This is a genomic window from Rothia sp. HMSC076D04, assembly GCF_001814645.1.
Taxonomy (GTDB): domain Bacteria; phylum Actinomycetota; class Actinomycetes; order Actinomycetales; family Micrococcaceae; genus Rothia; species Rothia mucilaginosa.
On record NZ_KV817365.1, the window covers coordinates 317331 to 344193 of the forward strand.

Below are 26863 nucleotides of genomic sequence, written 5' to 3' on the forward strand. Positions count from 1 at the left end.
CGTTGCGGAACGCACACGCCCCTCCACGGCACGGGCAACGGGTTCGTCACCAGCGGTAACCCAGCCCGGCGCCTCCACGAGGCAACGCGTGCGCCCGCACCGACGGGCAGGGCTCAACGCTGACATCTCAGCGCCGAGAACTGGGTACTATCTCAGCGCTGAGGTCCTGATGCTGACGTCTTGAAGCTATAGCTTAGTTGCTCAAGGAACGAGGCACAGCTGTATGCCGGTACTATACGATCCGGCAGACGGTAGTGTGTGCACGAACCATCTGCCGGTAGGCGCTGAGCCCCGCCCGTCACCTTACGAAGAATCAGCTAACGAACGCTCTGAAGAGCTCAAGGTCGTGAAAACGTGACGCAGTCGGGAACCTACTATCAACAAGTAGACGAACAAGCAGGCAAAAACTCATCAGAGCAGTCCGCGGGCAGCCGCGGCGGCACCGCGACCCTCAACCGCCAGGGAGCGCGCCTCCCCAAGATGGGCACTGCCGAGCAGCTTGAACCCGCCACCGTCGCCCAGCTACTCAACGCCTACCGCCAGCAGAACCTCGGCACCCTCCTGGGCGTGCTCACGCAGCGTCCGGCGGAGTTTGCCCGTCAGCTCGGCAGACTCTGCCGCGTCTTCCCCGAACACGTTCACGCTATCGCTCAGGCGTTCGGCGCCGTGGGCCGCGCCCTGCCCATTGACGAGCTGGTGCGCCTGCACAACCGCTACTCCAACGCCGCCCGCGGAGTTGGCGAACACCTCAGCCTGGACAACTCCGGCGTGGCGCACCTGGTTCAGAGCCCAGCACTGAGCCGTGAAGGTGCGGGCCACCTGCTCATGGCGGTTGAACTCTGCCTCGCCGGCAGGATGCGCGGGCTCACCATCGCCATGCCCTCCACCGAGGCGTTCACTCCGGCTGATCAGGCGCCAAGCCTCGGCTCCTGCAACCCCGCCCTGGACGGTGCCCTCAACGCTTTTGAACCGGCAGGCTGGGAGCCGTTCTCCCTGGACGGCAGCGAAGTGCTGCTCGCGACCGGTGTGCGCGATGTGCCCGATGGCTACGAGCTGTCCCTCTGGCTGCTCGACGACGACTACCAGTGCCGCGCCCGCATTGAGCGCGGCGCCCCGCAGGTATGCGTGGCAAGCTTCTACGATGAAGAAGTCATCACCCGCACCGTGGAAGAAACCGGGTCGGGTGAAGCTGGCCTGGTCGAAAACTACCGTGTGGAGGAGTACGCGGAACTGGACTTCCTCAACGCCATGGACCGGCAGGTACGCTACGTGGCGGTCACCGCCGCGGTGGGGGAGCCGCTGCTGTCTGTACTGAACGAGAAGAGCGCGGTGCCGAATAGTATTCCCGACCCTGCTGCTTTTGCGAACGGTGCGGGCGCCTCCCGGTTTGCGAGGAGTGCCCGCCCGGATATCCGCACCGCTGCCGTGGTCGGTAAGGGCCTGCGCACCGTCAATCACCGCGGCATGCTGCCGGTGTTGGGCGTGCCGAACCGCACCGTGTGCGCGGTGATTGACCTGTATAAGCAGCGCATTTGCGTGCCGGGTGTGGGTATTCCGCGCGGGCTGAGCGTGGAGGATGAAGAGCGCACCATGCAGCTGATTTTGAGCGCCCTGAACGGGTACCTTCCGCTGACGAACCGGGCGCTGATGAGCCTCGCCGGAGCCACCGTGGAGGTGCGCTAACGCTGCGGTCAACTAGCACTGCAGTCATCTAACACTGCGGCACCCCACGGCTACAAACCAATAAAATACCGCCCGGAACCTTGCTGTGAGCACGGTTCCGGGCGGTACGTGTTTAACGAACTAGCCGGTGACTAACCGGTCGCCAGGTGAGCTACCGCCAGGCGAGTTAGTTGCCGGATTAGCTAGTTTCGGATTAGTTAGTTGCGGGACCCTGACCGTTGATGATGCGCTGCGCCTCATCCTCGGTCAGCTGGTAGCCGTAGAAGGTCGAGTAGAACTCGCGGGTCTCCTTCACCAGGTCAACGTCGGAGAACTTCTCGGGGTGGAACAGCTTCGCCGCCCACAGAATCTGCAGAGCCTCCTCAGCCGAGTAGCGGTCCCAGTTGAAAGTGCCGACCGGGTTCTTAATAATCTTGCCGTTCTTCACCGCCAGAACGTCAGCCCACGCGGCGTCCGCCTTAATCGCGTCGACGCCCTTCTGCGCATCTGCGCCGCCAATGATGATGTACTCCGGCTGCGATGCAATAATCTGCTCCAGAGAAATGTTCTTCAGGTTCTCCACGCCGTCCAGGGAGTTCTTCGCACCCGAAAGCTTCATCCATTCGCCAATCAGGGAGTTCGATCCGTCCACCTTCGTCAGGTCGGAACCGCCCGCAATGTGCAGAACCTTCGGGGACTCGGTGACGCCCTGCAGGCGCTCCTTGATGAGGTTCTCGTTCTTCTCCAGGTACGCCAGGTACTTCTCGGCACGCTCAATCGCCTCATCGGTGCCAATCACCTCGGCGGTCAGCTCAACGGTGCGCTTCAGGTCCGCGAAGTTCTGGAACTCAACGTGCACCGCCGGGATACCCGCCTCAGCTGCCTTCGCAATCTGCTCCTTCGAGGAGGCGAGCAGTACCTCCGGCTTGTTGGCGAGCAGCTGCTCCATGTTCACGTCGGTGCCCTTCACGGGCGCGTCAACCTTCTCAATGCCGGGGTACACCTGCTTGAACCATGCCAGAGACTTCACGTTAGTTGTGGTGGACACCAGCTTCTCAGCGCCGCCGAGCAGCAGAACCACCTGGTTGTTTGCGTGCCACAGGTCAGCGATGCGCTCCGGGTTGGTGGGGACGGTGACCTCCTTGCCGTCAATGTCCTTAATGACCTTGGTGCCGTCACCGTTATCCTTCACGAAGAAGCTGGTGTGCTTCTTCGTGGAATTGCTCGAAGCCGAGACTGAGGTCGAGCTCGAAGCCGAACCCGAGGAGGAGGCGGTGTTCGCGGCACCGCAACCGGTCAGCGCAGCCAGCAGCAGGGAAGTGGTCAGGGCAATGCCGGTGTGGAACTTCGTAATCTTCATGATGTGTCTTTCTGTGTCGATAGGGTGGGTGAATAACCCGGCGGCGGCCTGGGTGGGGCAGGCGTGCTAGGGACACGCCTCCCACAAGACAAAGGGCACCTCTACCGTATCTCTTGTGTGCCACCCAAACCACCGCCGGAAATCTAAACGCTGCGGAGCCTCAGATATCGAGGCTCGTCATGTGCACGCTGGAGCGACCCAGCTCGGGGGAGTAGGTCACCGTCAGGTCGGTGTTGAAGGTGCGTGAGAGAACCTCGCTGGTGAGCACCTTGGAGGCGCGGCCCGTCAAAAGTTGAGCCGGCGCATCTGCAGGTACCTCCGGCGTTGCGTTTGGCACGGTATCGGGCATATCGCGCGCACCAAGCAGGGCGACGGTCGCATCCAGCATGAGGGCGTGATCCGGGTTGTGGGTCGTGAAGATGACCCCGTACCCGGCATCGCGCAGCTGCCGAATTTTCCGCAGAACCTTCGCCTGATTCGCAACGTCCAGGGCGCTCGTCGGCTCGTCCAGAACGATGAGCGGGGCGTCTTGCACCAGGGTTCGGGCAATACCCACCTGCTGACGCTGACCGCCGGACAGCTGATCCAGCGGGGAGTGCGCCAGGTCGAGCAGCCCCAGCTCCTCCATCACGGTGTGCACCTGCTCACGGTCACGATGCGAGGGCGAAGAGAACAACCCGATATAGGGTGCGCGACCCATCAGCAGGTACTCGGTCACGGTGTAGGAGATGCCGCGACCCTCCATCTGCGGAAGGTAGGCGATGCGGCGGGCACGCTCAGTCGCGGTCAAAGAATCCAGCGGCTCACCGCCCAGGTGAATGCTGCCCTCGGTGAGCGAATTTAAACCAATCAGGCAGTTCAACAGGGTGGACTTACCCACACCGTTGCGACCCAGAATGGCGAGGACCTCACCGCGTCGCACCTGCAGGTTCACGTTGCGGAAAATCCAGCGGCTGAAGCGGTGCCCGGAACGGTGCAGACCAGCGCGGTGATCCGTTCGGCGGCGCTTGATGTGCCCGCCCCGGTGGCCGTAACGGAAGCCCGCATCGTCCAGGTGCAGCAGAACCTCGGCGCTCGCATCCGTGCGGTGCTGAGTATAGGGAGTGGAAGACGACATTACTTCACCCGAACCTTTCCAAACAGCAGTAGCGCCACGTACAGGGGCGTGCCAATGAAGCCGGTCAGCACGCTCAGAGGAACCTCCGCGCTGGTGAGGCTACGCGCCAGGGTATCGACGAACATCATGAACGAAGCACCCATCAGGATGGATAGTGGCATGAGCTTAGTCGTGTCACTACCGACCAGCAGGCGGCACAGGTGCGGAATGACCAGGCCAACCCAAGAAATCGGGCCGCCAATACACACGCTGGTCGCGGTCACCAGGGTTGCCAGCAGAATGGTGATACCGCGGGTGCGGGTCAGGTTAATGCCGAGGGTGCGCGCTTCATCGTCACCGAGCGAGAGGATATTGATGCGCCAGCGCATCGCCAAGAGCAGCAGGATGCAGGGCACCGCCACCAGCGCAAACTGCGTGAGTGCTTCCGCGCGTACGTCCTGCAGGGAGCCCATCTGCCAGAACACGATTTGCGCCAGCTGAGTTTCGGGGTTCGCAATGAACTTCAACGCACCCAGCGCGGCGGTGCCAAAGCCACCCACAATCACGCCGGAGAGCACCAGCATGAGCGTGGACTGATTCTTGAGCAGGCGCGGAATGCTCACGGTCAGCAGTACTGCCGCGAGGCCGCCGGCGAGGGCGGAACCCTGAATCGCGAGGCTCGTGCCCACACCCAGCAGAATGGCGGAGGCGGCACCCACCGACGCGCCCTGCGAAACACCCAGCAGGTAGGGGGAAACCAACGGGTTACGGAAAACTGCCTGGAAGGTGGCGCCCGCAATGGCGAGGGCGGCACCGATGAGCCTGGCGGCGAGCAGGCGCGGAATGCGCACGGTCAGCAGCATGTTTTCGGCGGGCTTGTAGACCTTCAAATCCATGCCGAACCAGTTCTTGCAGAGGATGCGGAAGAGCTCGTCCAGTTCGACCGGGTACCTGCCGGTGATGAGTGAGAGATAGGTGACGCCCAGCAGAATGGCGAGGGCGATGAGCAGAATCAGCGGGTACGAGGACGCGAAGAGGGTGCTACGATGCTCGGTTTTGGTAGCTAAGGTGGCAACCGGCGCGCCGGTGGGGTTCGCCTCCGGGTTCGCTTCTGTGGATTCGTTCGGGGTTGCCTGTGAAGCTGTCTCCGTGGTCGTGCTCATGGAGTCCTTCCGTGCGCTCTTGTGGTCCCGTTCTGTCTGCGTGTGTGCTCTAAACATATGTGAGCCACATCAAAGAGGCAAAGGGGGTGAGTGCAGAGCGCCCGTCATAAGTCTTTATGTGTTGCCGCTTATCTTCTGCGGTGCGGCACCCGTAAGTGGCGGCGGCTGTGGGGGAGGGCGGCCACCCCTAAGAGCGCTGTTCCTAAGAGCACCGTCATCGTGCGGGAGAATGCTCCCGCTCGCCTCCTGCCCGGTAGCGCAGATGAACCAGTCGAAAGACCCTTATCTTTTGCGTCCCCTCTTTTATGAACTTGGGCACTTTCATGGTGATGGCTTGTTACCTGTCGTGTCTGTACTATTGCGCGTGATTATATTGCGCCAGCAGAAAAGGGTGACCAATCCGGGGGCGCATTGGGCGGCTTTCCCCTAGGATGGATACATGAGTTACGCACCTAAAATTAACCGCGTTGTTGCCCCCTTTGAGGTCATTAGCCCCTTCCAGCCTGCCGGTGATCAGCCGAAGGCTATCGCCGAGCTCACCGAGCGTGTGCAGAACGGTGAGAAGGACATTGTGCTGATGGGCGCTACCGGTACCGGTAAGTCCGCGACTGCAGCCTGGCTGATTGAGGCGGTGCAGCGTCCGACTCTGGTGCTCGTGCAGAATAAGACTCTGGCGGCGCAGCTGGCGAATGAGCTGCGTGAGCTGCTGCCGAATAATGCGGTGGAGTATTTCGTCTCGTACTACGACTACTACCAGCCTGAGGCGTACGTGCCGCAGACCGATACGTTCATTGAGAAGGACTCCTCCATCAATGAGGAGGTGGAGCGTCTGCGCCACTCGGCGACGAACTCCCTGCTGACTCGCCGTGACGTGGTGGTGGTTGCGACCGTGTCCTGCATTTACGGTCTGGGCACGCCCGAGGAGTACATTGCGCAGATGGTGACTTTGCGTCGCGGTGAGGAGGTTGACCGCGACGAGCTGTTGCGCCAGTTCGTGGCGATGCAGTACGCGCGTAACGATATGGACTTTCACCGTGGCACGTTCCGTGTGCGCGGCGATACCGTCGAAATCATCCCCATGTACGAGGAGAACGCGATCCGCATTGAGTTCTTCGGCGATGAGATTGAGGCGATTTACACCCTGCACCCGCTGACCGGCGAGGTGATTCGCGAGGAAGAAGAAATGTATGTCTTCCCCGCAAGCCACTACATCGCCGGTGCCGAGCGTATGGCGAAGGCCATTACCTCCATTGAGGATGAGCTACGCGAGCGCCTGCAGACCCTCGAATCTCAGGGCAAGCTGCTGGAGGCGCAGCGTCTGCGCATGCGCACCACCTACGACCTGGAAATGATGGAGCAGATGGGCTTCTGCAATGGCATTGAGAACTACTCGCGCCATATTGACGGTCGTGCCGCAGGTAGCGCTCCGAACTGTCTGCTGGATTATTTCCCGGATGATTTCCTGCTGATTATTGACGAGTCACACGTGACGGTTCCGCAGATTGGTGCCATGTACGAGGGCGATATGTCCCGTAAGCGCACCCTGGTGGAGCACGGTTTCCGCCTGCCGTCGGCGATGGATAACCGCCCGCTGAAGTGGGAGGAGTTCCTGGAGCGTATCGGTCAGACGATTTACCTTTCGGCGACCCCGGGTAAGTATGAGCTGTCGCAGGCTGATGGTTATGTGGAGCAGATTATTCGCCCGACCGGCCTGATTGACCCGGAGATTGTGGTCAAGCCGACCAAGGGGCAGATTGACGATTTGCTCGAGGAGATTCGCGTGCGCGTTGAGCGTGATGAGCGTGTGCTGGTCACGACCCTCACCAAGCGCATGGCGGAGGATTTGACCGAGTACCTGCTGCAGCACGGCGTGAAGGTGCAGTACCTGCACTCTGACGTTGACACGTTGCGCCGTGTGGAGCTTCTGCGTGAGCTGCGCCTGGGTACCTTTGATGTGCTGGTTGGTATTAACCTGCTGCGTGAGGGCCTGGACCTGCCCGAGGTGTCCCTGGTTGCGATTCTGGATGCCGATAAGGAAGGCTTCCTGCGTTCGACCACTTCGCTGATTCAGACGATTGGTCGTGCAGCGCGTAACGTGTCCGGTCAGGTGCACATGTATGCCGATAAGATTACGGATTCTATGCGCGTGGCGATTGATGAGACGAATCGCCGCCGCGAGATTCAGCAGGCGTACAACCGTGAGCACGGCATTGACCCGCAGCCGCTGCGTAAGAAGATTGCCGATATTACGGATGTTCTCGCCCGCGAGGAAGAGGACACCCGCGAGCTTCTGCAGCAGCGTAAGAGCGGTAAGAAGGGCGCCCGCACGGTGAGCGCGGGTGCGAAGACCGGTTCTGCGACCTCGTCGAAGATTGCCACAAGCACCCCGGAGTCGGAGGAGCTTCTCGCCCGTGCGGAGGCGCGCGTTCGTGCCGACGGCCTGGCGGCGGCACCCGCGGAGGATCTGTTGGATTTGATTGAGCAGATGAACGAGCAGATGCGCGTGGCGGCGGAGAACCTGCAGTTTGAGTTGGCGGCGCGTCTGCGTGATGAGCTTGCCGATTTGAAGAAGGAGCTGCGCCTGATGAAGGAGGCGGGCCACGCCTAAACCCGGTGTTCTAAGCCCGGCGTTTAGGGGCCGACGTGGGTTTTTCGCCATGAGGTAACTCATTGTTCATGAAGTTCTACTGAGTGCAGATACATGCTGTACACTATCAAGGTGTTTTACGTGTCAAATAAAACCTTGATGCTTCCGAACGATAAAGAAAAATCTGTGACTATTTCTCATAACTCTTCAGACGCACACACCGCGGGAGCTCGTTCCGTTACCCGCCGCAACCTCACCCGCGGCGCGCTTTGGGCTGTGCCCGCTATTGCCGCCTCCACGGCGGTACCCGCATTCGCTGCTTCGGCTGATGATTGCAAGACGGTACACGGCCCGGACTTCACCCAGGTCGGTGGCTGGATGATCACCAACCCCGCCAGTGGCGCCCTGCAGTCGCGCACCAAGAACAAGCCCGTGACTGCGCCGGAGACCGGTCAGGCGTGGTGGTCCATGGAGAATGCAACCTCCCCGAACCCCGCAACGATCCGCCTCATGTCCGTGTACGAGGCGACTCACGGCCCCGAGGGCGACCTCAACCTGAACTGCGGTGAGTTCGTGATGACCTACAACGTCTCCGCCCTGGAGGCGACGACCGGCACCACGCACCTGCACCCGTCCATGGACATTTACCTTTTCTCGCCCGAGGGTGAAATCATTGACCGTCAGGTCTTCACGACTGACCCGACCGGCAAGGCAACCGTCATGACCCGCAACGGCAAGACTCAGACCGTTCAGGGTCAGGTCATTCCCTTCGCGTCGAGCGTGAATGATAAGGCGACCGGCATCTCCGCGCGTTTTGCGTTGCGTGGCAATACGCTCATGGAAGGCATGTACCAGTTCGAGGTGGTTATTACCGTCCCGACGATTCGTGAGAACGGCACGCTTGATACGAACAAGCAGGTCAACGCGATTGCTTTCACCCCGCCGACCTTCAACATGGTCTCCTAATTGAATGAAAAGTAGCCCTCCCCGTAATAGTTCACGGGGAGGGCTACTTTGATGTGGGCTTGCTGCGCGGTGTTGATCTGTGCGGTGCCGATCTACACCGTGCCGCTCTACATGTTGTCAAACTCATAGCGTCGCCAGCTAGACCCCCAACTAGACAGCGCGTATTCATCACCCAGAACACCGCATCCGACGGGATAACCCCGCCGGATGCGGCGTTTCGGTGCACCTAGCTCCTGAAAGTCCTCCCGGAGGGGCTCCTGTGCGAAAACCTCAACCTGCTGTATAATCGTTCACCGAGCAAGGGAGTATCCCACCAATCGACTCATCGTCAGCACGTTAGCCGAAGGCGCCTAACCGGTGAATCGAGCCGACCTCCATTTAGGCCGGCGGGAGAGACTTGTGGTCCTGTACGCACACCACAAGAAAGGCTCCCCATGGAAGTTACCGGGTTGCAATGGTTGGTTACTATTCTCATCATCGCGGGTCTGTTGGCCTTCGACTTCGTGTTCCACGTTCGTAAGGCGCACGAACCTTCCGTCAAGGAAGCGGCCATCTGGTCGAGTATTTACATCGGCATCGCGCTGCTGTTCGGTCTGTATATTTTCGTGACGAACGGCCCCTCCGCCGCCACCGAATTCTATGCAGGCTACATCACCGAAGAAGCTCTCTCGGTCGATAACCTCTTCGTCTTCATGATTATTATGGGCACCTTCCGTGTCGCCCGTGAGAATCAGCAGAAGGTCCTGCTCTTCGGCATCGTCTTCGCGATCCTGGCGCGCGGCACCTTCATCTTCGCCGGCGCAGCGATCATCAACTCCTTCGCCTGGGTGTTCTACATCTTCGGCCTGGTCCTGCTCATGACCGCAGGTAACCTGCTCAAGGACGAAATCACCGAAGGCGACGGCGACGACGAAGCAGACAACATCATGGTCCGCCTCGCCAAGAAGTACCTGAAGACCAGCGACCACTTCGACGGCGACAAGCTCTTCACCATCGAAAATGGCAAGCGCGTCATGACCCCCATGATGCTCGTCATGGTCGCTATCGCCGGTTCCGACCTGCTCTTCGCACTCGACTCGATCCCCGCGATCTTCGGCCTCACCCAGTCCGTCTACATTGTGTTCACCGCGACCGCGTTCTCCCTCATGGGTCTGCGCCAGCTGTACTTCCTCATTGACGGCCTGCTGGACCGCCTCGTCTACCTCTCCTACGGCCTGGCGACCATCCTCGCGTTCATTGGCGTGAAGCTCATCCTGCACGCAATGCACGAGAACAACCTGCCGTTCATCAACCACGGCGAGCCCGTGCACGTGGTCGAAATCAGCACCGAAATGTCGCTGATGGTCATCGTGGGCGTTCTGATCATTACCGTGCTTGCCTCGCTGCTCAGCCCCAAGGGCCGCGCGCTGCAGACCATTCAGCGTGTTCAGGCGCTCTCCGAGAAGTACCTGGCACTGCCCGAGGATGCACCTGCCGCCGAGCGTGCGGACATCACCGCCCGCTGGCAGAAGGAAACCGAGAAGCTCAACGCCATTCCCGCCAAGCTGCGTGACGAGCTGATCGAGAAGGAAGACGAATACCATGCCCTCGTGATGCGTGCCCGCACCGCACAGGATGCGCACTCTTCCTCCAAGTAGTTACTGAGCGTGCAGCCTCACCAGGCTGGCGCTAACACTAAAGCCCCTCACACCGGATCAACCGGAGTGAGGGGCTTTAGCTATATCAGAGATATTTCAGAAGAATTACTGGTTGTGAACCTCAGCCAGCATGTTCTTCAGGTGACCCAGAATGGTCAGCGAGTCAGAACCGAAACCGTCGTGGTGGTGGGTCTTCGAGGTCCACACCTGAGTGTTGCCGACCCAGCGAGCGGTCTCCATGGAGTGCTCAAAGTCCACGTACACGTCCGGGTTGTACGCCGCAGCCACCACGGGAACCTCGTTCTTGTGCAGCTGTGCGTGGTCGTACAGGCGACCCCAGTCCTTCTTCTCAGCCAGCAGGTTCGCAACCTCAGCCAGCGGACGTAGCGAGGGATCCTCCTCGTAGTACCAGGGGAAGATGTGCTCGCCGGTGAAGAGTAGACGGTCCGCATCCGGTGCGAACTCGGGGCGGGAAGCCGCCACACGAGCAGCAGACCAGTTGGTCGGCGCGGGGGAGGGGGACAGCTCGTAGCCGGGGATGCCGGGCAGAACGCCGTCAGCGGGGCCGTCAGCGTAAATGGTCTCGTGCATCAGGGCGTACAGCGGGTTCGCCTGGAAGGTCACCTCGGCACCCATGGCGGTCAGGAACTGATCGGAGAGGTGGTCGTTACCCTCAGCGAAAGCGGTCTCCAGGAAGTAGTGCAGGCCGCGCTCGCGCCAGCGGCCACCCAGGAAGTGACCAGCCATCTGGAAGCGGTGATCGGTCAGACGCTCACCGGTGGGCAGGTACTCCTTGTGGGTGCGCAGGTGCTCAGCAATGCGGGTAGCGAGCTCAGCGTCCTCGGGGAACCAGCTGTAGTACTCCTCAACACGTTCCTTCATGCGGTCGAAGGTGTGCTGGTAGACGTTGTCCACGGAGGTACGAATCGGCGCCAGGCCCGCGGTGATGCGCGAATCGCGCAGGGACTGCGGAGCGAAGGACAGGTACGAGAGGGTCAGGAAGCCACCGAAGGACTGACCAATGGTGGACCAGCGCTTGTCGGCACGGTCAGCCAGCAGCACCTCGCGGACAGCCTCCGCGTCAGCGATGATGGAGTCCGCACGGAACAGCTCAGTGTACTCAGCCTGAACCTGCGGGTCACCCACAGCGGTGATGTTGCGGGCAGACAGCGGGGAAGACATGCCGGTACCGCGCTGATCCAGAAGAACCACGCGGTGAGTCTTCGCCAGCTCAGCAATCCAGCCGCCAATGGAGCCGGTCTTCGGCGAACCGAAACCGGGGCCGCCCTGCAGGTACACAATGTAAGGACGCTTATCAGCCGAAACGGTCAGAGTCTCGTTGGTGCTCACAACCTCGCGGGCGAACACGGTGATGGTCTGGTCCGCGAAACGGGAGGAGAGAGCGGCATCCTTGCCCTTGGAGAAAATCAGACCGTGGGTCAGGGGAACCTGGAACCAGTGGTCGGTAATCTCGTAGCCGTCGTGCTTGACGACCGAACCCTTACGGTACTCAACCTTGGGAAGCGAAGAAACGGTCAACGGTGAACCTTCTTTCATTCAAATAGATAGATACTCTGTATTCTAGCCCACTACGGGCAACATCTGGGCAGAGCCTCGGGCGGAGTCTCAATTGGAGCCTTAGAACTCGCCCACGCTCAGAATCTTCAGCACCGGGTAGCCCGCCTCATCGGAGGCCGCCAAATCAACCTCGGCACGAATACCGAAGTCAAAGTTATCTTCGGGGTCGGCGAAGCTCTGCTGAACCTTCCACACGCCCGGGTGAGCGGCGGTGTCCTCATCCATGCTGACCAGGCGAGGCGAGCGCGCGTCGGCGTCCGTGTAGATGTCGTCGTAGGTGTCGAAGTAGTCGTCCATGGCGTCCGCCCAGCGGTCGGCATCCCAGCCGCACCACTCGTCCAGGGCGCCCAGGGCGCGGTCACGCTCGTCAGCGAAGAGCTCCACACGGCGGAAGAGGGCGTTGCGCACCATCACGCGGAAGGCACGCAGGTTCTGCGTCACGGCGGGAGGCTCTTCCTCCTCGATGGAGGCGTGCTCGGCCGCAATGGTCGCGGTGTCTTCGCCGGCAGCCAGCTTCTCCCATTCGTCCACCAGGGAGGAGTCGGTCTGGCGTACCAGCTCGCCGAGCCACTCGATGATGTCGTCGAGCTCGTCGGTCACGGCAGAATCGGGGATGGTGTGGCGCAGCGCCTTGTATGCGTCAGAGAGGTAACGCAGGAGCACGCCCTCGGCACGTTCGAGCGAGTAGTACTGCACGAAGTCGTTGAAGCCCATCGCGCGTTCGTACATGTCACGCACGATTGACTTGGGGCGCGGCTCAAAACGTGCCACCCACGGCGCGGACTGCTTGTAGGTCGTGTACGCCTGATCGATGAGCTCCGCCAGGGGCTGCGGGTAGGTGACCTTGTCCAGCTCGTTCATGCGTTCGGTGTAGTCCACACCGTCCGCCTTCAACTGTGCCGACAGTTCGTTCTTCGCCTTGCGTTCCTGCGCGTACAGCACCTGGTTCGGCGAATCCAGGGTCGCCTCGATGAGGGAGAGCGCGTCTAGCGCGTAGCTGGGCGATTCGGGGTCGAGCAGTTCCAGCGCGGCGACCGCAAAAGCGGACAGCGGCTGGTTCAAGGCAAAGTTATCCTGCAGGTCCTCGGTCAGGCGCAGGTAGGAGCCGTGCTCGTCCGGGGTGTTGGTTCGCTCAATCACGCCGCCGGTCAGAAGCTCCTTGTAGATGCCGATTGCCTTGCGCAGCAGCTCGCGGCGGCGCGCGGGGCTCTCGTGGTTCTCCTGAATGATGCGGTACGCGGCAATGACCGGGTTCTCCGGGCGGTGCATCAGGTTCAGCAGCATCGAGTGGGTGATGTCGAAGGAGGAGGTCAGCGGCTCCGGGGCGGCCTCTACCAGCTGGTCGAAGGTCTTCTCAGACCAGCCAACGAACCCTTCCGGCGCCTTCTTACGCTTGGAGGACAGCGACTGGTTAATGCGCTTGGTGTCGTCACCGAACTTCGCCTGAGCCTTAGCCAGCAGGCGAGCGTTCTCAATATCGTGCTCGGGTGCCTGAACCACCACGGTGCCGGCGGTATCAAAACCGGCGCGGCCGGCGCGTCCAGCAATCTGGTGGAACTCGCGGGCACGCAGACGGCGGCTGCGGGCACCATCAAACTTCGACAGCGCCGTAATCAGCACGGTACGGATGGGCACGTTAATACCCACGCCCAGGGTGTCGGTACCGCAAATCACCTTGAGCAGACCCTCCTGAGCCAGCTGCTCCACGAGGCGGCGGTACTTGGGCAGCATGCCCGCGTGGTGAATACCGATGCCGGCACGCACCAGCTTATTCAGTGCCTTACCGAAGCCCGGACCGAAACGGAACTTCGCAATCAGCTCCGCGATGCGTTCCTTATCCTCCTTCGAGGCGATAGCCACCGACAGCAGCGCATTCGCCTGCTCCAGCGCCGCCTTCTGCGAGAAGTGCACAATGTAGACCGGAGTCTGCTTGGTCTGCACGAGCTCCTGCACCGTCTCCTGAACCGGGGTGGTGGAGTAGTAGAAATGCAGCGGAATAGGGCGCTCAGAATGCGCCACCAGGTCACTCTCGCGGCCGGTCAGCGCCGTCATCTCCTCCTGGAAGCGAGTCGTATCGCCCAGGGTCGCGCTCATCAGCAGGAACTGCGCCTGCGGAAGCTCCAGCAGGGGAAGCTGCCACGCCCAGCCGCGTTGCGGGTCAGAGTAGAAATGGAACTCGTCCATAATGACCTGGCAGAGGTCCGCATCCTTACCCTCGCGCAGGGCAATATTGGCGAGAATTTCCGCGGTGCAGCAGATAATGGGTGCCTCCGTATTAATGGCGGAGTCGCCGGTAATCATGCCCACGTTCTCGGCACCAAAAATATTGATCAGGTCAAAGAACTTCTCAGACACCAGCGCCTTAATGGGGGCGGTGTAGTAGGAACGCTGACCGGTCGCCAGGCCCGTAAAATGCGCGGCAACAGCCACAGTGGACTTACCCGAACCGGTCGGGGTTGCCAGCACCACGTTATGTCCGGCGGCAATGCTCAGAACAGCCTCGTCCTGGGCGGGGTACAGGGTCATACCGCGGGTCGAAATCCACTCGGTGAAGGATTCATAGATTTCTTCGGCGGTGAGGGGGTTGCCCTTAAAATCGCGTCGATTGTAGTCGCCGGGGTTCTCGCCCAGCCCGGGAGAAAGAAAATTCAAAATACTCATGAGGATTCCAGTCTATCGGGAATAGCGCGGGCGCGGGGGCGTTATCGTTACGAGGGAACAAACGGGTACTCGCGGAGTGTTTGCGGGGTGTTCGCTGCATCTTTGCAGGGAGTTCGCGGTTCCTTCGCGGGGCGTTTATAGGGTGTTCGGGAGGCGCGGTGCCGCGCTAACGCGGGAATTCCCCAAATTCGTGTAGTGTAGAACAAAGCACTAAAAGTGCAGTGGTGCAAAAACCTGGTGCTCAGAAGGTCGAAAACGTAGGCCTCCATGCCGCATAGATTACCGCGTAGATGCAGAATCCGCCGATTGATGTCGGTGCATGTTGAGCGGCTGATACAAACTCCAAAATACGTTGCATAAATGACGACACGCCCATCTATGGTGCAAATAGTGTTGCGTGCCACATTGATAAAGGAATAGGGTAAGAGAAAGGAGAGACGTTGAATGACTGAATACAACGCTGACAAGGCACAAGAAAACGCCGCGCGTGAAGAAGCTACGCATGAAGAATCCATGCATAACAAAACCACGCAGGAAAAAGCCGCTCAGAAGAAAACTGCGCAGAAAAAAGCTGCACAGGAAGTAACCGGTAGCGAACAGCGCAAGGCCGAAGAGGAAGCCCTCAAAAAGCGCCTCGCCCTGCGAGTCACCGCACCCGGATACAAATACCCCTGGCACCGCTGGGCAATCCCCGTCGTGGGTGAAACCACCGCGGGTACCGGTGCGATTCTTATCCCCGTCATGGTGGGTCAATTCATCAACCAGCACATCGCCGGCAAAGCCCCCGACGCCTGGCCCATGTTCTGGGTAGTCGTCGCAGCCATCACCTTCATCGTGATCAACGAGTTCTTCGGCTGGGGTACCTCCATGACCCTCAGCGCGGAACTTAGCCGCGACTGGCGCATCTACATCAACCGGCTCATGGGGCGCACCCGCGCTGGCGTAGACTCCGGCGAAGCGGTCACCGTCATGAACAAAGACGTACGCCGCATTACGGACGTCTACTTCTCACTGCCACTATTCGTCAACGCCATGATCATCGCGACCCTCGGTGCCGTGCAGCTCTGGCTGATCAACCCCGTCACAGCGATTGTCACCCTCATCGGCACGATTATCGTGGTTAGCGTTATCGCCTGGTACTCGACCTTCCTCGAATCCAAGATTGGCGAATACCGCGAAAAGGACGGCGAAGCCTCCTCACGCGCCTCCGACATCGCCACCGGTCTGCGCACCATCGCCGGCCTCGGCGCCGAAGAGCAGATGCGTGAACGCTACCACCGCGGCACCGACGAAGTCTTCGACAGCTACATGCGCTACGAAAAGACGCACCGCTGGATGTACCTCATCCGCGCGCTGCTCGGCGGTGCCGTGACCCTGCTCGGCATCGGCTTCGCCCTCACCGGCCACGTTGAAAACGGCCGCTGGGTATCCGACACGCCCGCCGCGTCCCTGGTGACCGTCGCCTCCATTATCGCGATGATGGGCGGCCCCATCTGGATTACCCAGAACTTCCTCACCGCATGGCGATACGCCAAGATTGCGCTCGCCAAGGTCGCCCGCCTCGAAGGTCACGCGGGCGTACGCCAGGGCGTGCTGAAGAGCCCGCGCACCGACGAAGAAATGGCGCAGCTGGCACGCGCCGAACAGGCAGTCGAGGAGAGCACCCTCGAGGTGCCCGTACCCGTCGCCCCCGCCGGTGCAAGCAACCCGCGCATCGTGTACGTCAACCCGCGCGACTACAACCTCACCGCGCAAGACTACGCCGAGGCGCTTGCCCGCACCCTGCGACGCGGGGGAGAGGACCTCAAGGACGCAACCGGTCGCCGCGTGCTGCTGAGCGAACCCAACCCCATGATTTTCGCGGGAACCCTGCAGGAGCACCTGCGCTTGGGCACCGTGCCGAACCCCGACGAGGAGCTGGCACAGGCAAAGGATGAGGAACTGCTGAAGATTACCGACTCCCGCGAAATCGCCTACCGACTGGGCGGACGCAACCCCGAAGACTACTTCGCCGCCCGCATCACCAGCGAAGGCGCGAACCTCTCCGGTGGTCAGCGTCAGCGTCTGGCACTCGCCCGTGCTCTCGCACAGGATGCGCAGGTGCTCATTCTGACCGAGCCGCTGAACTCCGTGGACGAACCCAGCCAGCGTTACATCTACGATGCGATGGAAACCCAGATCGGTAGCGACCGCCTGCCCGTCGGCTACCCCGGCCTGCTGCAGGATTTGGAGCAGGTCTACGTTGTCTCCACGACCGCGGAGACGACCCGCCGCATGGAACGCGACGGCTACCCGGAAACCGCTCAGTCTGAAACTGCTCAGACCGAAACTGCTCAGAATCAGGAGGTGAACTAGCATGGCAAAGCAGCTCCCCATCGAAAACCCCGCCTACGTGGCACGCCGCATGTGGAACTACCTCGCGGCGCATAAGGGGCGAGCCCTCTACACCTTCGTCATCTACATGGTCAGCACCCTCATGGGTGCGGTGGTGCCCCTGCAGATTGGTGCCACCGTGGACGACGTGGTGGCGGGTAAGTTCTCCAGCTACCCGTGGCAGCCGATTCTGATTATTCTGGCGGCATTCATCGTGCAGGCGATAACCCTCATGGTCTCCTCGTACAGTGCGGCGCGACTGGGTGCGCTCGTCACCCGTGACGCCAACCAGGACACCCTCGACGGCACCCTCGACCTGGACGCACGCACCGTGGAAGAAGCCGGTAGCGGTGACCTGCTCACCCGCGTGACCGACGACCTCTCCTCGGCAGCAAAATCCGTCAGTGAGGACCTGCTCGGCGCGATTTACGTGCTGCTGTACTTCATTATCTCCACGCTCTCCCTGGCGTTCGTGAGCCCGGCAATGGGTCTGATCATGCTACCCATGATTGCCGGTCTTGCCCTCATCATGTCGAAGATGCTGCCGCTCATGGCGGCACGCAACCAGACCGCCCAGGAGCGCGTGAGTGACCTCAACAGTGTGCTGACCGAGAACATTCGCGGCACCTCCACGATCCGTGAGCTGGGCGTTCACACCGCCCGCGAAGACGCCTTCGCCGGTGAGAACAAGCGCCAGTTCGCCGCGCAGCTGGGCATGGTGCGCATCCGCCAGCTGTACTTCACCGTGGACGCTATCAACGCCTGGATCCCCACGATTCTGTGTATGCTCTGGGGTGCCGCCTGCGTGGCTCTCGGCTGGGCAAGCTGGGGCGCCGTGGCGACCGCCTCGGTCATGGTTTTCAGCCTGCGAGTCCTCGCCGACATGCTGAACCACCACGTCAGCAGCCTGCGCATCATGCTGGTGAACATGGGTCGTGTGTTCGGTGTGGTCTCCCTGGCGAAGAAGCAGCGTGAGGCGCGTGCACAGCACCGTGCCGAAGCGTTCGCCGCCGTATCTGATGAAGCCGTGAAGAACCCGGAGTACGCCATTGACTGCACCGACGTCTCCTACGGCTACTCGCCGGACGCCCTCGTTCTGGAAGGTATCAACCTGAAGATTCGCCGCGGTGAGGCACTTGCCCTGGTGGGTCGTTCCGGTTCGGGTAAGACCACCCTGGCTCGTCTGATTGGTGGTTCGCTGACCGCCCTGGAAGGCACCATCACCGTGATGGGCCGCCCGGTCGGTCACGGCGACTTCCCGACCGATGCCGCCGCCGATGGCCGCCCGCGCCTGCTGGTCTGCACCCAGGAAGCGCACGTCTTCTTCGGTACTCTCGCCGATAACTTTACGGTGGTCGTGCCGGATGCAACCGTCGAGCAGATGGGCGAGGCACTGGACGCTATCGGTGCCCGCTGGTGGCGCGACCTGCCGCAGGGCATGGATACTGTCGTGAGCGGCGCGGATTCGCCGCTGACCCGCGACCAGATTCAGCAGCTGGCGCTGGCACGTATTGTGCTTGCTGACCCGCACGCCGTGATTCTGGACGAGTCCACCACCCAGCTGGAGCTCGCGGACGCAACCGAGTCCCTGAGCGCCGTGCTGGCGAACCGTGCGGTGCTGATCATTTCGCACGATGCGCGTATCGCCTCGCTGGCTGACCGCGCGGTCCTGCTGCACGAGGGTAGGATCATTGCGGAGGGTTCACCGGCAGAGATTTTCGCCCTGACCTAAGCTCTGAGGATAAGCCCGGCTGATAGTGCCCGGTACCGTCTAAAGCGGTGCCGGGCATTGCCTTTTAACGGGCGAGTTCTGGGGGGGGTGCTGAAGCCTGCGCTGGAAAACCTGAGCCGGAATGGTGGTGCAGTACCGCAATGCTCAAACGAAAATTTCGGAGAGATTCACTTGTCACCCGCAAAACTTTCAGCTACTGAGAATCGTTGTGATAACCTGGCAGAGCGATATGGGGTGCCTTGAGACGCCCGCGACCCGCTAACCCGCCCAACTGACCGCCCAACGAAGGGCTACGGCACAGCGAAGAGCTACAGCACAGCGGGCGCACGAAACGGCGTAATAACACTCAAGGCTGAGAGAATCACCCATTGAACCTGCTCTAGTTCGAACTAGCGAAGGGATTATCGATCATGGCAGAGCAGCCTACCGCGCCCTCGTGCGCACCCACCTCCAACCCCTCGACCCTCTCCAACCCTGCACCCGGCGCGAGCGCCTCCGGAACCCCCCGGGCACCGCAGACAGCTCAGGTACCTCAGGCAGCTCGGGTGCCGAGGGTTCTCTCCATTGCTGGAACCGACCCCTCCGGCGGTGCGGGTATCCAGGCGGACCTCAAGTCCATTGCCGCATCCGGCGGTTACGGCATGTGCGTGACCACCTCACTGGTCGCCCAGAACACGTGCGGGGTTCGTGAAGTATTCACCCCGCCCCTGGAATTTTTGACCGCGCAGCTTGCCGCCGTTTTTGATGACGTCACGGTTGACGCCGTGAAAATCGGCATGCTCGGCGACGCGGACACGATTCGTACCGTCCGCACCTGGCTGAGCGAGCACCCCGTGCCCGTGGTCGTGCTCGACCCGGTCATGATTGCCTCCAGCGGTGACCGCCTGCTGCAGGCTGAAGCGGAGCAGGCGCTACGCGACCTCGTGCCGCTCGTGAATGTGATTACCCCGAACATTCCGGAGCTCGCCGTGCTCTGTGAGAAGGAGCCCGCCCAGACTTTCGATGAGGCGCACGAGCAGGCGGCGAACCTTGCGGCGGCGACCGGAACCACCGTGATTGTGAAGGGCGGCCACCTGTGCGGTCAGGACGCCGGTAACACCGCGGTCTTCCCGGACGGCACCTGCGCGCACGTGCGCACCCCGCGCCTGGACAGCCGCAATACGCACGGCACCGGATGCTCCCTGTCCTCATCGCTGGCAACCCGCCTGGGAGTGGAGCTGCTCCAGCACGCCGAAGTCGCAGGACACGCCGCAGGCCAGCAGAGCGTTCTGACCAGCGAAGACACCCACCGCGCCCTGCAGTGGAGCACCCGCTGGCTCCACGAATCCATCGCCGCAGGTGCCGGTCTGCAGGTCGGCTCCGGTGAGGGCCACGGCCCGGTGGACCACGCCGCCCGTGCCCGCCGTCTGGAGGCTGCCGCCTCCGCGTACCCGTGGCATCACCTGCTCGCCACCACCGACTCTGAGGGCAATACTCTGGACGGCACCAGTCCGGAACGTCTGCTGCCGGTCAGCCCCGTACCTGCCGGTGAAGCCGTCGTAAAGCCCGCCGGTCCCTGGACCGCCGCCCTCTGGGCAGCCGGTGGCGAAACCTGGCACCAGATCCTGGACCTGCCCTTCGTGCGTGCCCTCGGTGACGGAACCCTCGACGAGGACCTGTTCGCCTTCTACCTGGACCAGGACGCCCTCTACCTGCGTGATTATTCGCGTGCGCTCGCGACTCTCTCGGCGCGTGCTGATACCGCTGAGGCGCAGGTGCACTGGGCTGCCGGTGCGCATGAGGCGATTGCCGCCGAATCGCAGCTGCACGAGGGCTGGCTGGCGAACCGTGCGCGTCTGGGTGGACCCTCGCCGATTACGATGGGGTACACGAATTTCCTGCGTGCCTCCGCCGCCGGTGATGATTACGTGGTCGGTGCCGCCGCTATCTTGCCCTGCTACTGGTTGTACGAAGAGGTGGGTGCTGTGCTCTCCTCGCAGAATCACGCGGACCACCCGTACGCGGAGTGGTTGAGCATGTACGGTGGCGAAGAGTTTGCCGCGGAGGTGGCGCGTAGCCTCGCGGAGGTGGAGCGTGCGTTTGAGGCGGCTTCACCGGCTCAGCGTGTGCGTGCGGCGCGGGCGTACCTGTCGGCGTGCGTGTATGAGCGTGAGTTCTTTGATCAGGCGCACCGAGCATTGCGTTAGTTTGCCGGGCGCTGCGCTAGATGATAGGCGCCGATTTTTGGGCTGAATACCGCCCCGGCATGGCGTGAGATGGGTGATTGATGCTTCACTCAAGCTACCGCAGGTTCGGGAGCCTTGCCGGTTATGCTTAAGGCGTCGGTGAAAACCGTTTGCGGCAGGATTCCGGCCCTCACCCAACTGGCTGATGTACCTGCCGCGCCCGCACCTCTACGGCGTGTAACCGACCAGTTTGGCCCGTCGCAACCACCTCATCCAACCCCCGCGGCGGGCCAAACGCCTTCCTTCTCGCTTTCGCGAAGAATGTTCGGCATAGAAATATCCCGTGCAGATACTCTCATCTGCACGGGATATTTCTATATGTCTAACCATTGCGAATCAGCCGCCGCGGCTAGTGCATCAGGCTAGTACATCAGGGAAGGGGAGCTGGATTAGCTCTGAGCCTCAGCTTCGTTATCCGCATCTTCATTTTTCTCGGCCCGGAACCCCACCCAGAACGCTCCAACTGCCAAACACCCGACAAACCACAGAGAGATACTACCTACCAGATGATCTAGGAGAGCCATCGCAATCACACCGGCGACAAATCCCCCGACCACCAGGGAGTAATCTAAAGCCGTCATCAGAGCACGTCTGCGGGTGCGGCGTCCTTCGTCCTCAGGCAGGGCGGGGGAGGTATCCGCTGACGGGTGACGAGCCTCAACACGCCTTCTAACAACACGCTCCCTCCGGGTGCTGCAAGCATTAGCTATAGCACGGGTATAGAGGGCACCGGCCGTGTACCAGGCGCTTAACATTTTGCGCCAATTTCCGCTGGTCATAAACAGGGAAAACGGTTCTCACCAATACGGGTGTCTGCAAGTGCATGAATGAGCAGGCCAATAGTGAACGCTAACGCCCCCACCTGAACCCCGTGCTCGCTCACCCGGTGAATCAGAGGAGTCACAAAACAGACGAGGAGGAAGGGCACCAGAGTAAAAATACGCCAGTGTTTCAGGTGTGCCCTCTGCCCCAAAAGATCGTGCAGAAGATGACCGCCCAGGTACCCCAGGCTAAAGAAAATCACTGAGAGCCAACGCAGGTGAATAGCGTGCTGCGAACTGTGACTCATATCAGCAATGAGAAGGATAAAATTACCGGTCTGCGTGGCAACCAAAGCTTTGTAATGAATATGAGAGAAAACATCTACCGCTCCACCCAGGGATGCTAAGAGAAGCGCCATAATCCGCCCGTAGCGGCGCGGAGTTGGAATCCTGGAAAGAAAAAGTGCAAAGCGGGCAGTCATCGTGGTCCTCGGTGGTGAAAAAAGATCCGGGCATGCAAAAACCTCGAGCACCTATGGTACTCGAGGTTTTTGCGATAGGCACGTAGGTGCCTCAGAAGATGCAAGGTCTACAGTCTACTTGCTTTCACCCTTGAGCGCACCCACAAGCGGACCGATCACGTCCATGGGCAGCGGGAAGACCACGGTCGAGTTCTGGTCGGCACCCAGCTCCAGCAGGGTCTGCAGGTAACGCAGCTGCAGGGAGGCGGGGGACTGGCTCAGAATGTCGGATGCTTCCTTCAGCTCGCTGGAGGCCTCCAGCTCACCGCGTGCCGAAATGATCTTTGCGCGGCGCTCACGCTCAGCCTCAGCCTCGCGAGCCATGGCGCGCTGCATAGCCTCGGGAATCTCAACGTCCTTAATTTCGACGAGCTCCACCTGAATACCCCACGGCTCGGTGCGGGAGCCGATGATGGAGCGCAGGTCCTCGTTCAGGTCTTCGCGGTGTGCGAGCAGGGTGTCCAGGTCAACGCGGCCGAGCAGAGAACGCAGGGTGGTCTGCGCAATCTGGCTGGTGGCAATGGGGTAGTTCTCGACCTCAAGCACGGCATTCTTGGCGTTGGTCACGCGGAAGAGGACCACGGCGTTCACGCGGGCGGGAACGTTGTCCTTAGTGATGACTTCCTGCGGGGGAATGGTCAGGGTGATAACACGCATGTCAACGCGCTGCAGGGAATCAACCAGGGGGAATACGACGTTCAGGCCGGGCTTCAGCTCCGAACGCAGGTGGCCGAAACGGAAGGAGATGCCACGCTCGTATTCGGGGATGACGCGGAACATACGAATCAGAATAAAAAGAACAATGACGGCAACTGGGATGAGGATAGTTGCCAGAGTGACGGGATCCATGGTTTTCCTTCACAAGTATTGGGGGAGGACGGTATGTGTGCCCACCTGCCCGCGCCTCGTACGGTGCAGGTAGTAAGGGTGTAGGTAGTGGGTGTTGCCCGGTACCGGGCTGTGTGGGGAGTTTGGGAGGGGAATTTTCCGTCCCGGCGCACGTCGCGGCGGGTCGGCGCCTCGGCGGTACCCCGCATGGAAACCTCACAAGAGGAATAAAAGAGAATTCCACGCAGGGTAGCCGCCGAAGCTAACAGACGGGACCAGCCAGCCGGTCAGCCGCCGGAACGGAAAAACTTGTGCAGCGCTACTTCTTCGCCATCTGCTCTGCCAGCTTTTCAGCCGCCTCAACCTCAGCCAGGTTCTGCTCCTGCAGGACCTCGTTCGTGGTCTTGTGCAGTCGCTTCACCGAGGTGCCGGTACCGCTCCATGCGGGGCGGTCCGGGTCGAGGACAGAGGTACGAACCGGCAGGGTTGCATCCGCAATCATCTGCTTGCGGGTCTGCTCGGTACGGCGCTTACGCTCATTCGACACGCCACCCCACTTTGCCGCGAAACGGTCCATCTTCACGTTCACCGATTCGTCAGCGGTGGATGCGTGAATATGCTTCGGATCGTTCTCGAAGTTCGCGGGGGAACGCATGAGCTTCACAGCCAGCGGGTAGGTCAGCGACAGGCAGACCACCGCGGCGGCACCCTCCACCAGAAGCTCCAGCGGGGAGTGCCAGACGATGGCGGCACCAATCAGGATGACCACGCCCAGCAGCGAGACAGCAACCGCCAGCCCGCGGTGGAAACGACCCGACTCGGAGTAGGGCCATTCATCCACTTCGCGGGTGAGCTCGCGGCCGTTCGCAGAGACGGTGCAACTGTCCTTAATCGGGCAGGTGTTGCACACGCTGGGCGTGGCGCGGTAACGCATCACTCGGTTATCCGAGTCGAATGCGGTCGCCCACAGCCACTGGTCTTCGGGGCAGAGCCACGCGTCGCTCTCTTGGTGGTAGGTGAACCCGAAGGTTCGCGCCGCCACCATGCGCTGGCTGGTGCGCTTGGCGAGAATATCGAAGCCCCAACCCACGGCGACCAGGCCGAGCGCGTACACGCAGGCCAGCCACACGAGGAAAGAAACTCCAGCAATCTGCTCAGGCATGGTTAGCCTCGACGATCGCTACGGTAGGGGCTGGTCTGCTCGGGCAGCTCCTCGGCAGCCTTAGCGCCGGCGAACTCTGCGATGCGAGCGTCCTCAACCACCTCGTACAGCGGCGGTTCGGGCAGCTCCAGGACGGTTTCCTTAGCGTTCTTGGAGAAGATCTCCTTGATACCCAGCAGCGCCAGCTTAATCAGCGGGATAATGCCGACCAGGAAGATCACGTCACCGGGCATACGCATCCAACCCATCACGGCGGAAGCACCGTCGTGAATGAACGCGAAGGAACGAGCCTCGTAGTAGCCTTCACCCACGGACTTGTACAGCTGAGCAATACCCAGCGGCAGCAGCGAGATGAAGGACATCCACAGCAGACCAATGTTCAGGGTCCAGAAGGAGAACTTCAGACCCTTCTCAGGCCACTTGTCCTCAGGGATCAGGTAGCGCAGACCAAACACCGCGAACGCGATTGCGAGCATACCGTACACACCCATCATGGATGCGTGTGCGTGGTTTGCGGTCAGCGCGGTACCAATCTCGAAGTAGGACACGATCGGCAGGTTAATCAGGAAGCCGAACACACCCGCGCCGAGGAAGTTCCAGAAGCCCACAGCAATCAGGAACATAACAGCCCAACGGTGCGGGAAAGGCTTGGTGCGGTTGGAGTACTGGCGAGCACCCAGCTGCATGAAACCCCACGCCTCAACGGTCAGGAAGGTCAGCGGGATAACCTCAGCAGCCGAGAAGAACGCACCGAATGCCATCTGCTCGGAGGGGGTACCGACGAAGTAGGTGTGGTGCAGAGTACCGATCACACCACCGGCGGAGTAGAGCACGGCGTCCATCATGATGATGGAGATCGCGATGCGCTCGCGGACCACGCCGAGCAGCACGAAGATGTACGCCACCATGACGGTGGTGAACAGTTCGAGGAAGTCCTCCACCCAGAGGTGAACCACCCAGAATCGCCAGAATTCGGCGACGGTCACGTGAGTACGCTGACCTGCGAGCAGGCCGACCGCGTAGAACATGGGGATGGCGAGGCCGGAGAAGAGGAACAGCCACGGCAGGGAGGTCTTCTTCGAGCCCTTCAGGCGAGCGGAGAGGGTACGCCAGACGATGACAATCCAGATGAACATACCCGCGGTGAGCAGGATCTGGAAGAATCGCGGCAGGTCCAGGAACTCCCACTGCTGCGAGAAGAAGCCGGTGAATTCCTTGGGGATGAGGCCCTTCTGAGAGAACCATTCGTTCAGCAGCGAGCCGAGGACCACGAAGACCACGGCGCCGATGAGAACGTAGGTAAGCAGGCCCTGCTTCTTGGGTTCGCGGCGGGTAATCAGCGGGGCGATGAAGATACCGCCCGCCAGGAACGCGCCTGCGGTCCAGAAGAGGGAGAGCTGAAGGTGCCAGGTTCGAGATACCGTGTAGGGCAACAGCTGGCCCATGTCGATACCGAAGAAGCCGGTGAGTTCTTCACGGTAGTGCTCGGTGAGTGCACCCACCAGAGCCTGCAGCAGGAACAGCACCAGGATCGTTGCGAAGAGCAGGCAGGCTGCCTTCTGCGAGGGGGTCAGGCGAACTTCGTCGGGCTGACGGAAGTCGAGGACGGGTGCCTCTTCCGCGTGCCAGCCGATAGCGCGGGACCAGCGGCCGTAGATGGCGAACATCAGACCGGTACCACCGATGAGGGCAATCAGGGAGAGTGCCGACCAGACCATCAGATCCGCGGTGGGCTTGTTGTCCACGTTGGGTTCGGAAGGCCAGTTGTTGGTGTAGGAGTAGGGCTGGTCGGGGCGGTCTGCCGCCGATGCCCATGCGGTCCAGCCGAAGAATGCGACGATGTCGTGCAGTTCTTCGTCGTTCTTAATGGCGTTGGGGAACAGGCCCTGCGAGGTGTCACCCTTCATCAGGGTTTCGCGGTAGTGCTTGAGCATGAGCTGGTAGCCCTTGGTCTCACCAGCGGACCAGGTGATGGTCTTAGTCTGCTCGTCGTACTTGTTCTCCTTGCGCCACTCGTTCTTGACGAGTTCGCGGGGGTCCTGCTTGCCCTGTTCACGGTACTCCTTGACGGCAGCATCGGTGGTCAGGCGCAGGTATTCTGCAGTGTAGTCGGGGCCGAGGTAGGCACCGTGGCCGAGGACGGATCCGTACTGCTGCAGGCCGCGTCCCTGGAACAGTTCCTGACCGTGCAGGATCTGTTCTTGGGTTGCGATAGTTTTGCCGTCGTTGCCGACGATTTTATCGGGGAGCGGCATGGAGAGTGCGTAGGTGCGCATTGCAAGGACTGCCATGATGGTGAAGCCCAGGAGCATCACAAACGCAACAGCCTGTACCCAGCCTTTTCCGGCATAGGCACCGACCGTGTCTGAGCGGCGGGCAATCTTTGCTGCCTGCGCACGCGAGACGGGTTTTGTAGCCATAGTGTATGTCTCCAGTGTGCGTGGAATTTGTAGGTGGAGTGGTCCCGACGCACATCCGCTGGAGGGGCGGCTCACTATGTTCAGGGTGAATCGTCCTTGAGGGAGGTGCGACAGCCCACCCTGCTCTCATT

The 26863-nt window shown here is 61.1% G+C and carries 16 protein-coding genes and 1 riboswitch; of the genes, 7 read left to right on the plus strand and 9 right to left on the minus strand.

The window, feature by feature from the left end:
* The first annotated feature begins 354 nt into the window (after positions 1–354).
* Positions 355–1683 carry a 2-oxoglutarate dehydrogenase gene (locus HMPREF2980_RS03665; RefSeq protein WP_070690206.1) on the plus strand — a complete coding sequence of 443 codons (1329 nt, stop codon included), beginning with the start codon at positions 355–357 and terminating at the stop codon, positions 1681–1683.
* Between the two features lie 193 nt (positions 1684–1876).
* On the opposite strand, the gene HMPREF2980_RS03670 is transcribed toward HMPREF2980_RS03665, so the two are convergent.
* From HMPREF2980_RS03670 to HMPREF2980_RS03680, 3 genes are all read right to left on the minus strand, one after another.
* Positions 1877–3022, minus strand: a complete 1146-nt coding sequence (locus HMPREF2980_RS03670; protein ID WP_246823663.1) for an ABC transporter substrate-binding protein — start codon at positions 3020–3022, stop codon at positions 1877–1879.
* 160 nt (positions 3023–3182) lie between these two features.
* Positions 3183–4139, minus strand: coding sequence for an ABC transporter ATP-binding protein (locus tag HMPREF2980_RS03675; RefSeq protein ID WP_083313499.1), 957 nt, complete (start codon positions 4137–4139; stop codon positions 3183–3185).
* Positions 4139–5281, minus strand: a complete 1143-nt coding sequence (locus HMPREF2980_RS03680) for a FecCD family ABC transporter permease (protein WP_083313500.1) — start codon at positions 5279–5281, stop codon at positions 4139–4141. Before HMPREF2980_RS03680 ends, HMPREF2980_RS03675 begins: the two co-directional genes overlap by 1 nt.
* A 439-nt stretch (positions 5282–5720) precedes the next feature.
* On the opposite strand from HMPREF2980_RS03680, the gene uvrB reads away from it, so the two are divergent.
* The 3 genes from uvrB (at position 5721) to HMPREF2980_RS03695 (ending at position 10471) form a co-directional block, all read left to right on the plus strand.
* Positions 5721–7889: an excinuclease ABC subunit UvrB gene (uvrB, locus tag HMPREF2980_RS03685; RefSeq protein ID WP_070690208.1), complete on the plus strand. Its 2169-nt coding sequence runs from the start codon at positions 5721–5723 to the stop codon at positions 7887–7889.
* Between the two features lie 165 nt (positions 7890–8054).
* A complete protein-coding gene (locus HMPREF2980_RS03690) occupies positions 8055–8834 on the plus strand; it encodes an ornithinee aminotransferase (protein WP_246823665.1) in 780 nt (259 codons plus the stop codon).
* 434 nt (positions 8835–9268) lie between these two features.
* Complete coding sequence (locus tag HMPREF2980_RS03695; RefSeq protein WP_049346459.1) at positions 9269–10471, plus strand: TerC family protein; 1203 nt, start codon at positions 9269–9271, stop codon at positions 10469–10471.
* Positions 10472–10576: 105 nt separating this feature from the next.
* Here the strand turns inward: HMPREF2980_RS03695 and HMPREF2980_RS03700 are convergent, their stop codons facing one another.
* Positions 10577–12028 (minus strand): alpha/beta fold hydrolase, encoded by a 1452-nt coding sequence (locus tag HMPREF2980_RS03700; protein ID WP_049346461.1) that lies wholly within the window; start codon positions 12026–12028, stop codon positions 10577–10579.
* Between the two features lie 81 nt (positions 12029–12109).
* Positions 12110–14710: a DEAD/DEAH box helicase gene (locus HMPREF2980_RS03705; protein ID WP_049346462.1), complete on the minus strand. Its 2601-nt coding sequence runs from the start codon at positions 14708–14710 to the stop codon at positions 12110–12112.
* A gap of 444 nt (positions 14711–15154) precedes the next feature.
* On the opposite strand from HMPREF2980_RS03705, the gene HMPREF2980_RS03710 reads away from it, so the two are divergent.
* From HMPREF2980_RS03710 to HMPREF2980_RS03720, 3 genes are all read left to right on the plus strand, one after another.
* Positions 15155–17065: an ABC transporter transmembrane domain-containing protein gene (locus HMPREF2980_RS03710; protein ID WP_070690212.1), complete on the plus strand. Its 1911-nt coding sequence runs from the start codon at positions 15155–15157 to the stop codon at positions 17063–17065.
* Position 17066: 1 nt separating this feature from the next.
* A complete protein-coding gene (locus HMPREF2980_RS03715) occupies positions 17067–18815 on the plus strand; it encodes an ABC transporter ATP-binding protein (RefSeq protein ID WP_070690216.1) in 1749 nt (582 codons plus the stop codon).
* Positions 18816–19035: 220 nt separating this feature from the next.
* Positions 19036–19234: riboswitch (TPP riboswitch) on the plus strand.
* Positions 19226–21001, plus strand: a complete 1776-nt coding sequence (locus HMPREF2980_RS03720; protein ID WP_246823667.1) for a bifunctional hydroxymethylpyrimidine kinase/phosphomethylpyrimidine kinase — start codon at positions 19226–19228, stop codon at positions 20999–21001. (Overlaps the previous riboswitch by 9 nt.)
* An 814-nt stretch (positions 21002–21815) precedes the next feature.
* On the opposite strand, the gene HMPREF2980_RS03730 is transcribed toward HMPREF2980_RS03720, so the two are convergent.
* From HMPREF2980_RS03730 to HMPREF2980_RS03745, 4 genes are all read right to left on the minus strand, one after another.
* Complete coding sequence (locus tag HMPREF2980_RS03730; protein ID WP_070690218.1) at positions 21816–22283, minus strand: DUF1275 family protein; 468 nt, start codon at positions 22281–22283, stop codon at positions 21816–21818.
* A 114-nt stretch (positions 22284–22397) separates the two neighbouring features.
* On the minus strand, positions 22398–23171 hold the full coding sequence (locus HMPREF2980_RS03735) for a slipin family protein (protein WP_005506196.1): 774 nt from the start codon (positions 23169–23171) through the stop codon (positions 22398–22400).
* A 298-nt stretch (positions 23172–23469) separates the two neighbouring features.
* A complete protein-coding gene (locus HMPREF2980_RS03740; RefSeq protein ID WP_070592957.1) occupies positions 23470–24312 on the minus strand; it encodes a transposase in 843 nt (280 codons plus the stop codon).
* 2 nt (positions 24313–24314) lie between these two features.
* Positions 24315–26732 carry a nitric-oxide reductase large subunit gene (locus tag HMPREF2980_RS03745; RefSeq protein ID WP_005509139.1) on the minus strand — a complete coding sequence of 806 codons (2418 nt, stop codon included), beginning with the start codon at positions 26730–26732 and terminating at the stop codon, positions 24315–24317.
* Between the last annotated feature and the right edge of the window lie 131 nt (positions 26733–26863).

Excerpts from the sequence above, each read along its gene's own strand:
- HMPREF2980_RS03670 (WP_246823663.1), bottom strand. The coding sequence starts at position 3,022 with ATGAAGATTACGAAGTTCCACACCGGCATTGCCCTGACCACTTCCCTG.
- HMPREF2980_RS03675 (WP_083313499.1), bottom strand. The coding sequence starts at position 4,139 with ATGTCGTCTTCCACTCCCTATACTCAGCACCGCACGGATGCGAGCGCC.
- HMPREF2980_RS03680 (WP_083313500.1), bottom strand. The coding sequence starts at position 5,281 with ATGAGCACGACCACGGAGACAGCTTCACAGGCAACCCCGAACGAATCC.
- uvrB (WP_070690208.1), top strand. The coding sequence starts at position 5,721 with ATGAGTTACGCACCTAAAATTAACCGCGTTGTTGCCCCCTTTGAGGTC.
- HMPREF2980_RS03695 (WP_049346459.1), top strand. The coding sequence starts at position 9,269 with ATGGAAGTTACCGGGTTGCAATGGTTGGTTACTATTCTCATCATCGCG.
- HMPREF2980_RS03700 (WP_049346461.1), bottom strand. The coding sequence starts at position 12,028 with ATGAAAGAAGGTTCACCGTTGACCGTTTCTTCGCTTCCCAAGGTTGAG.
- HMPREF2980_RS03705 (WP_049346462.1), bottom strand. The coding sequence starts at position 14,710 with ATGAGTATTTTGAATTTTCTTTCTCCCGGGCTGGGCGAGAACCCCGGC.
- HMPREF2980_RS03710 (WP_070690212.1), top strand. The coding sequence starts at position 15,155 with ATGACTGAATACAACGCTGACAAGGCACAAGAAAACGCCGCGCGTGAA.
- HMPREF2980_RS03715 (WP_070690216.1), top strand. The coding sequence starts at position 17,067 with ATGGCAAAGCAGCTCCCCATCGAAAACCCCGCCTACGTGGCACGCCGC.
- HMPREF2980_RS03720 (WP_246823667.1), top strand. The coding sequence starts at position 19,226 with ATGGCAGAGCAGCCTACCGCGCCCTCGTGCGCACCCACCTCCAACCCC.
- HMPREF2980_RS03730 (WP_070690218.1), bottom strand. The coding sequence starts at position 22,283 with ATGACTGCCCGCTTTGCACTTTTTCTTTCCAGGATTCCAACTCCGCGC.
- HMPREF2980_RS03735 (WP_005506196.1), bottom strand. The coding sequence starts at position 23,171 with ATGGATCCCGTCACTCTGGCAACTATCCTCATCCCAGTTGCCGTCATT.
- HMPREF2980_RS03740 (WP_070592957.1), bottom strand. The coding sequence starts at position 24,312 with ATGCCTGAGCAGATTGCTGGAGTTTCTTTCCTCGTGTGGCTGGCCTGC.
- HMPREF2980_RS03745 (WP_005509139.1), bottom strand. The coding sequence starts at position 26,732 with ATGGCTACAAAACCCGTCTCGCGTGCGCAGGCAGCAAAGATTGCCCGC.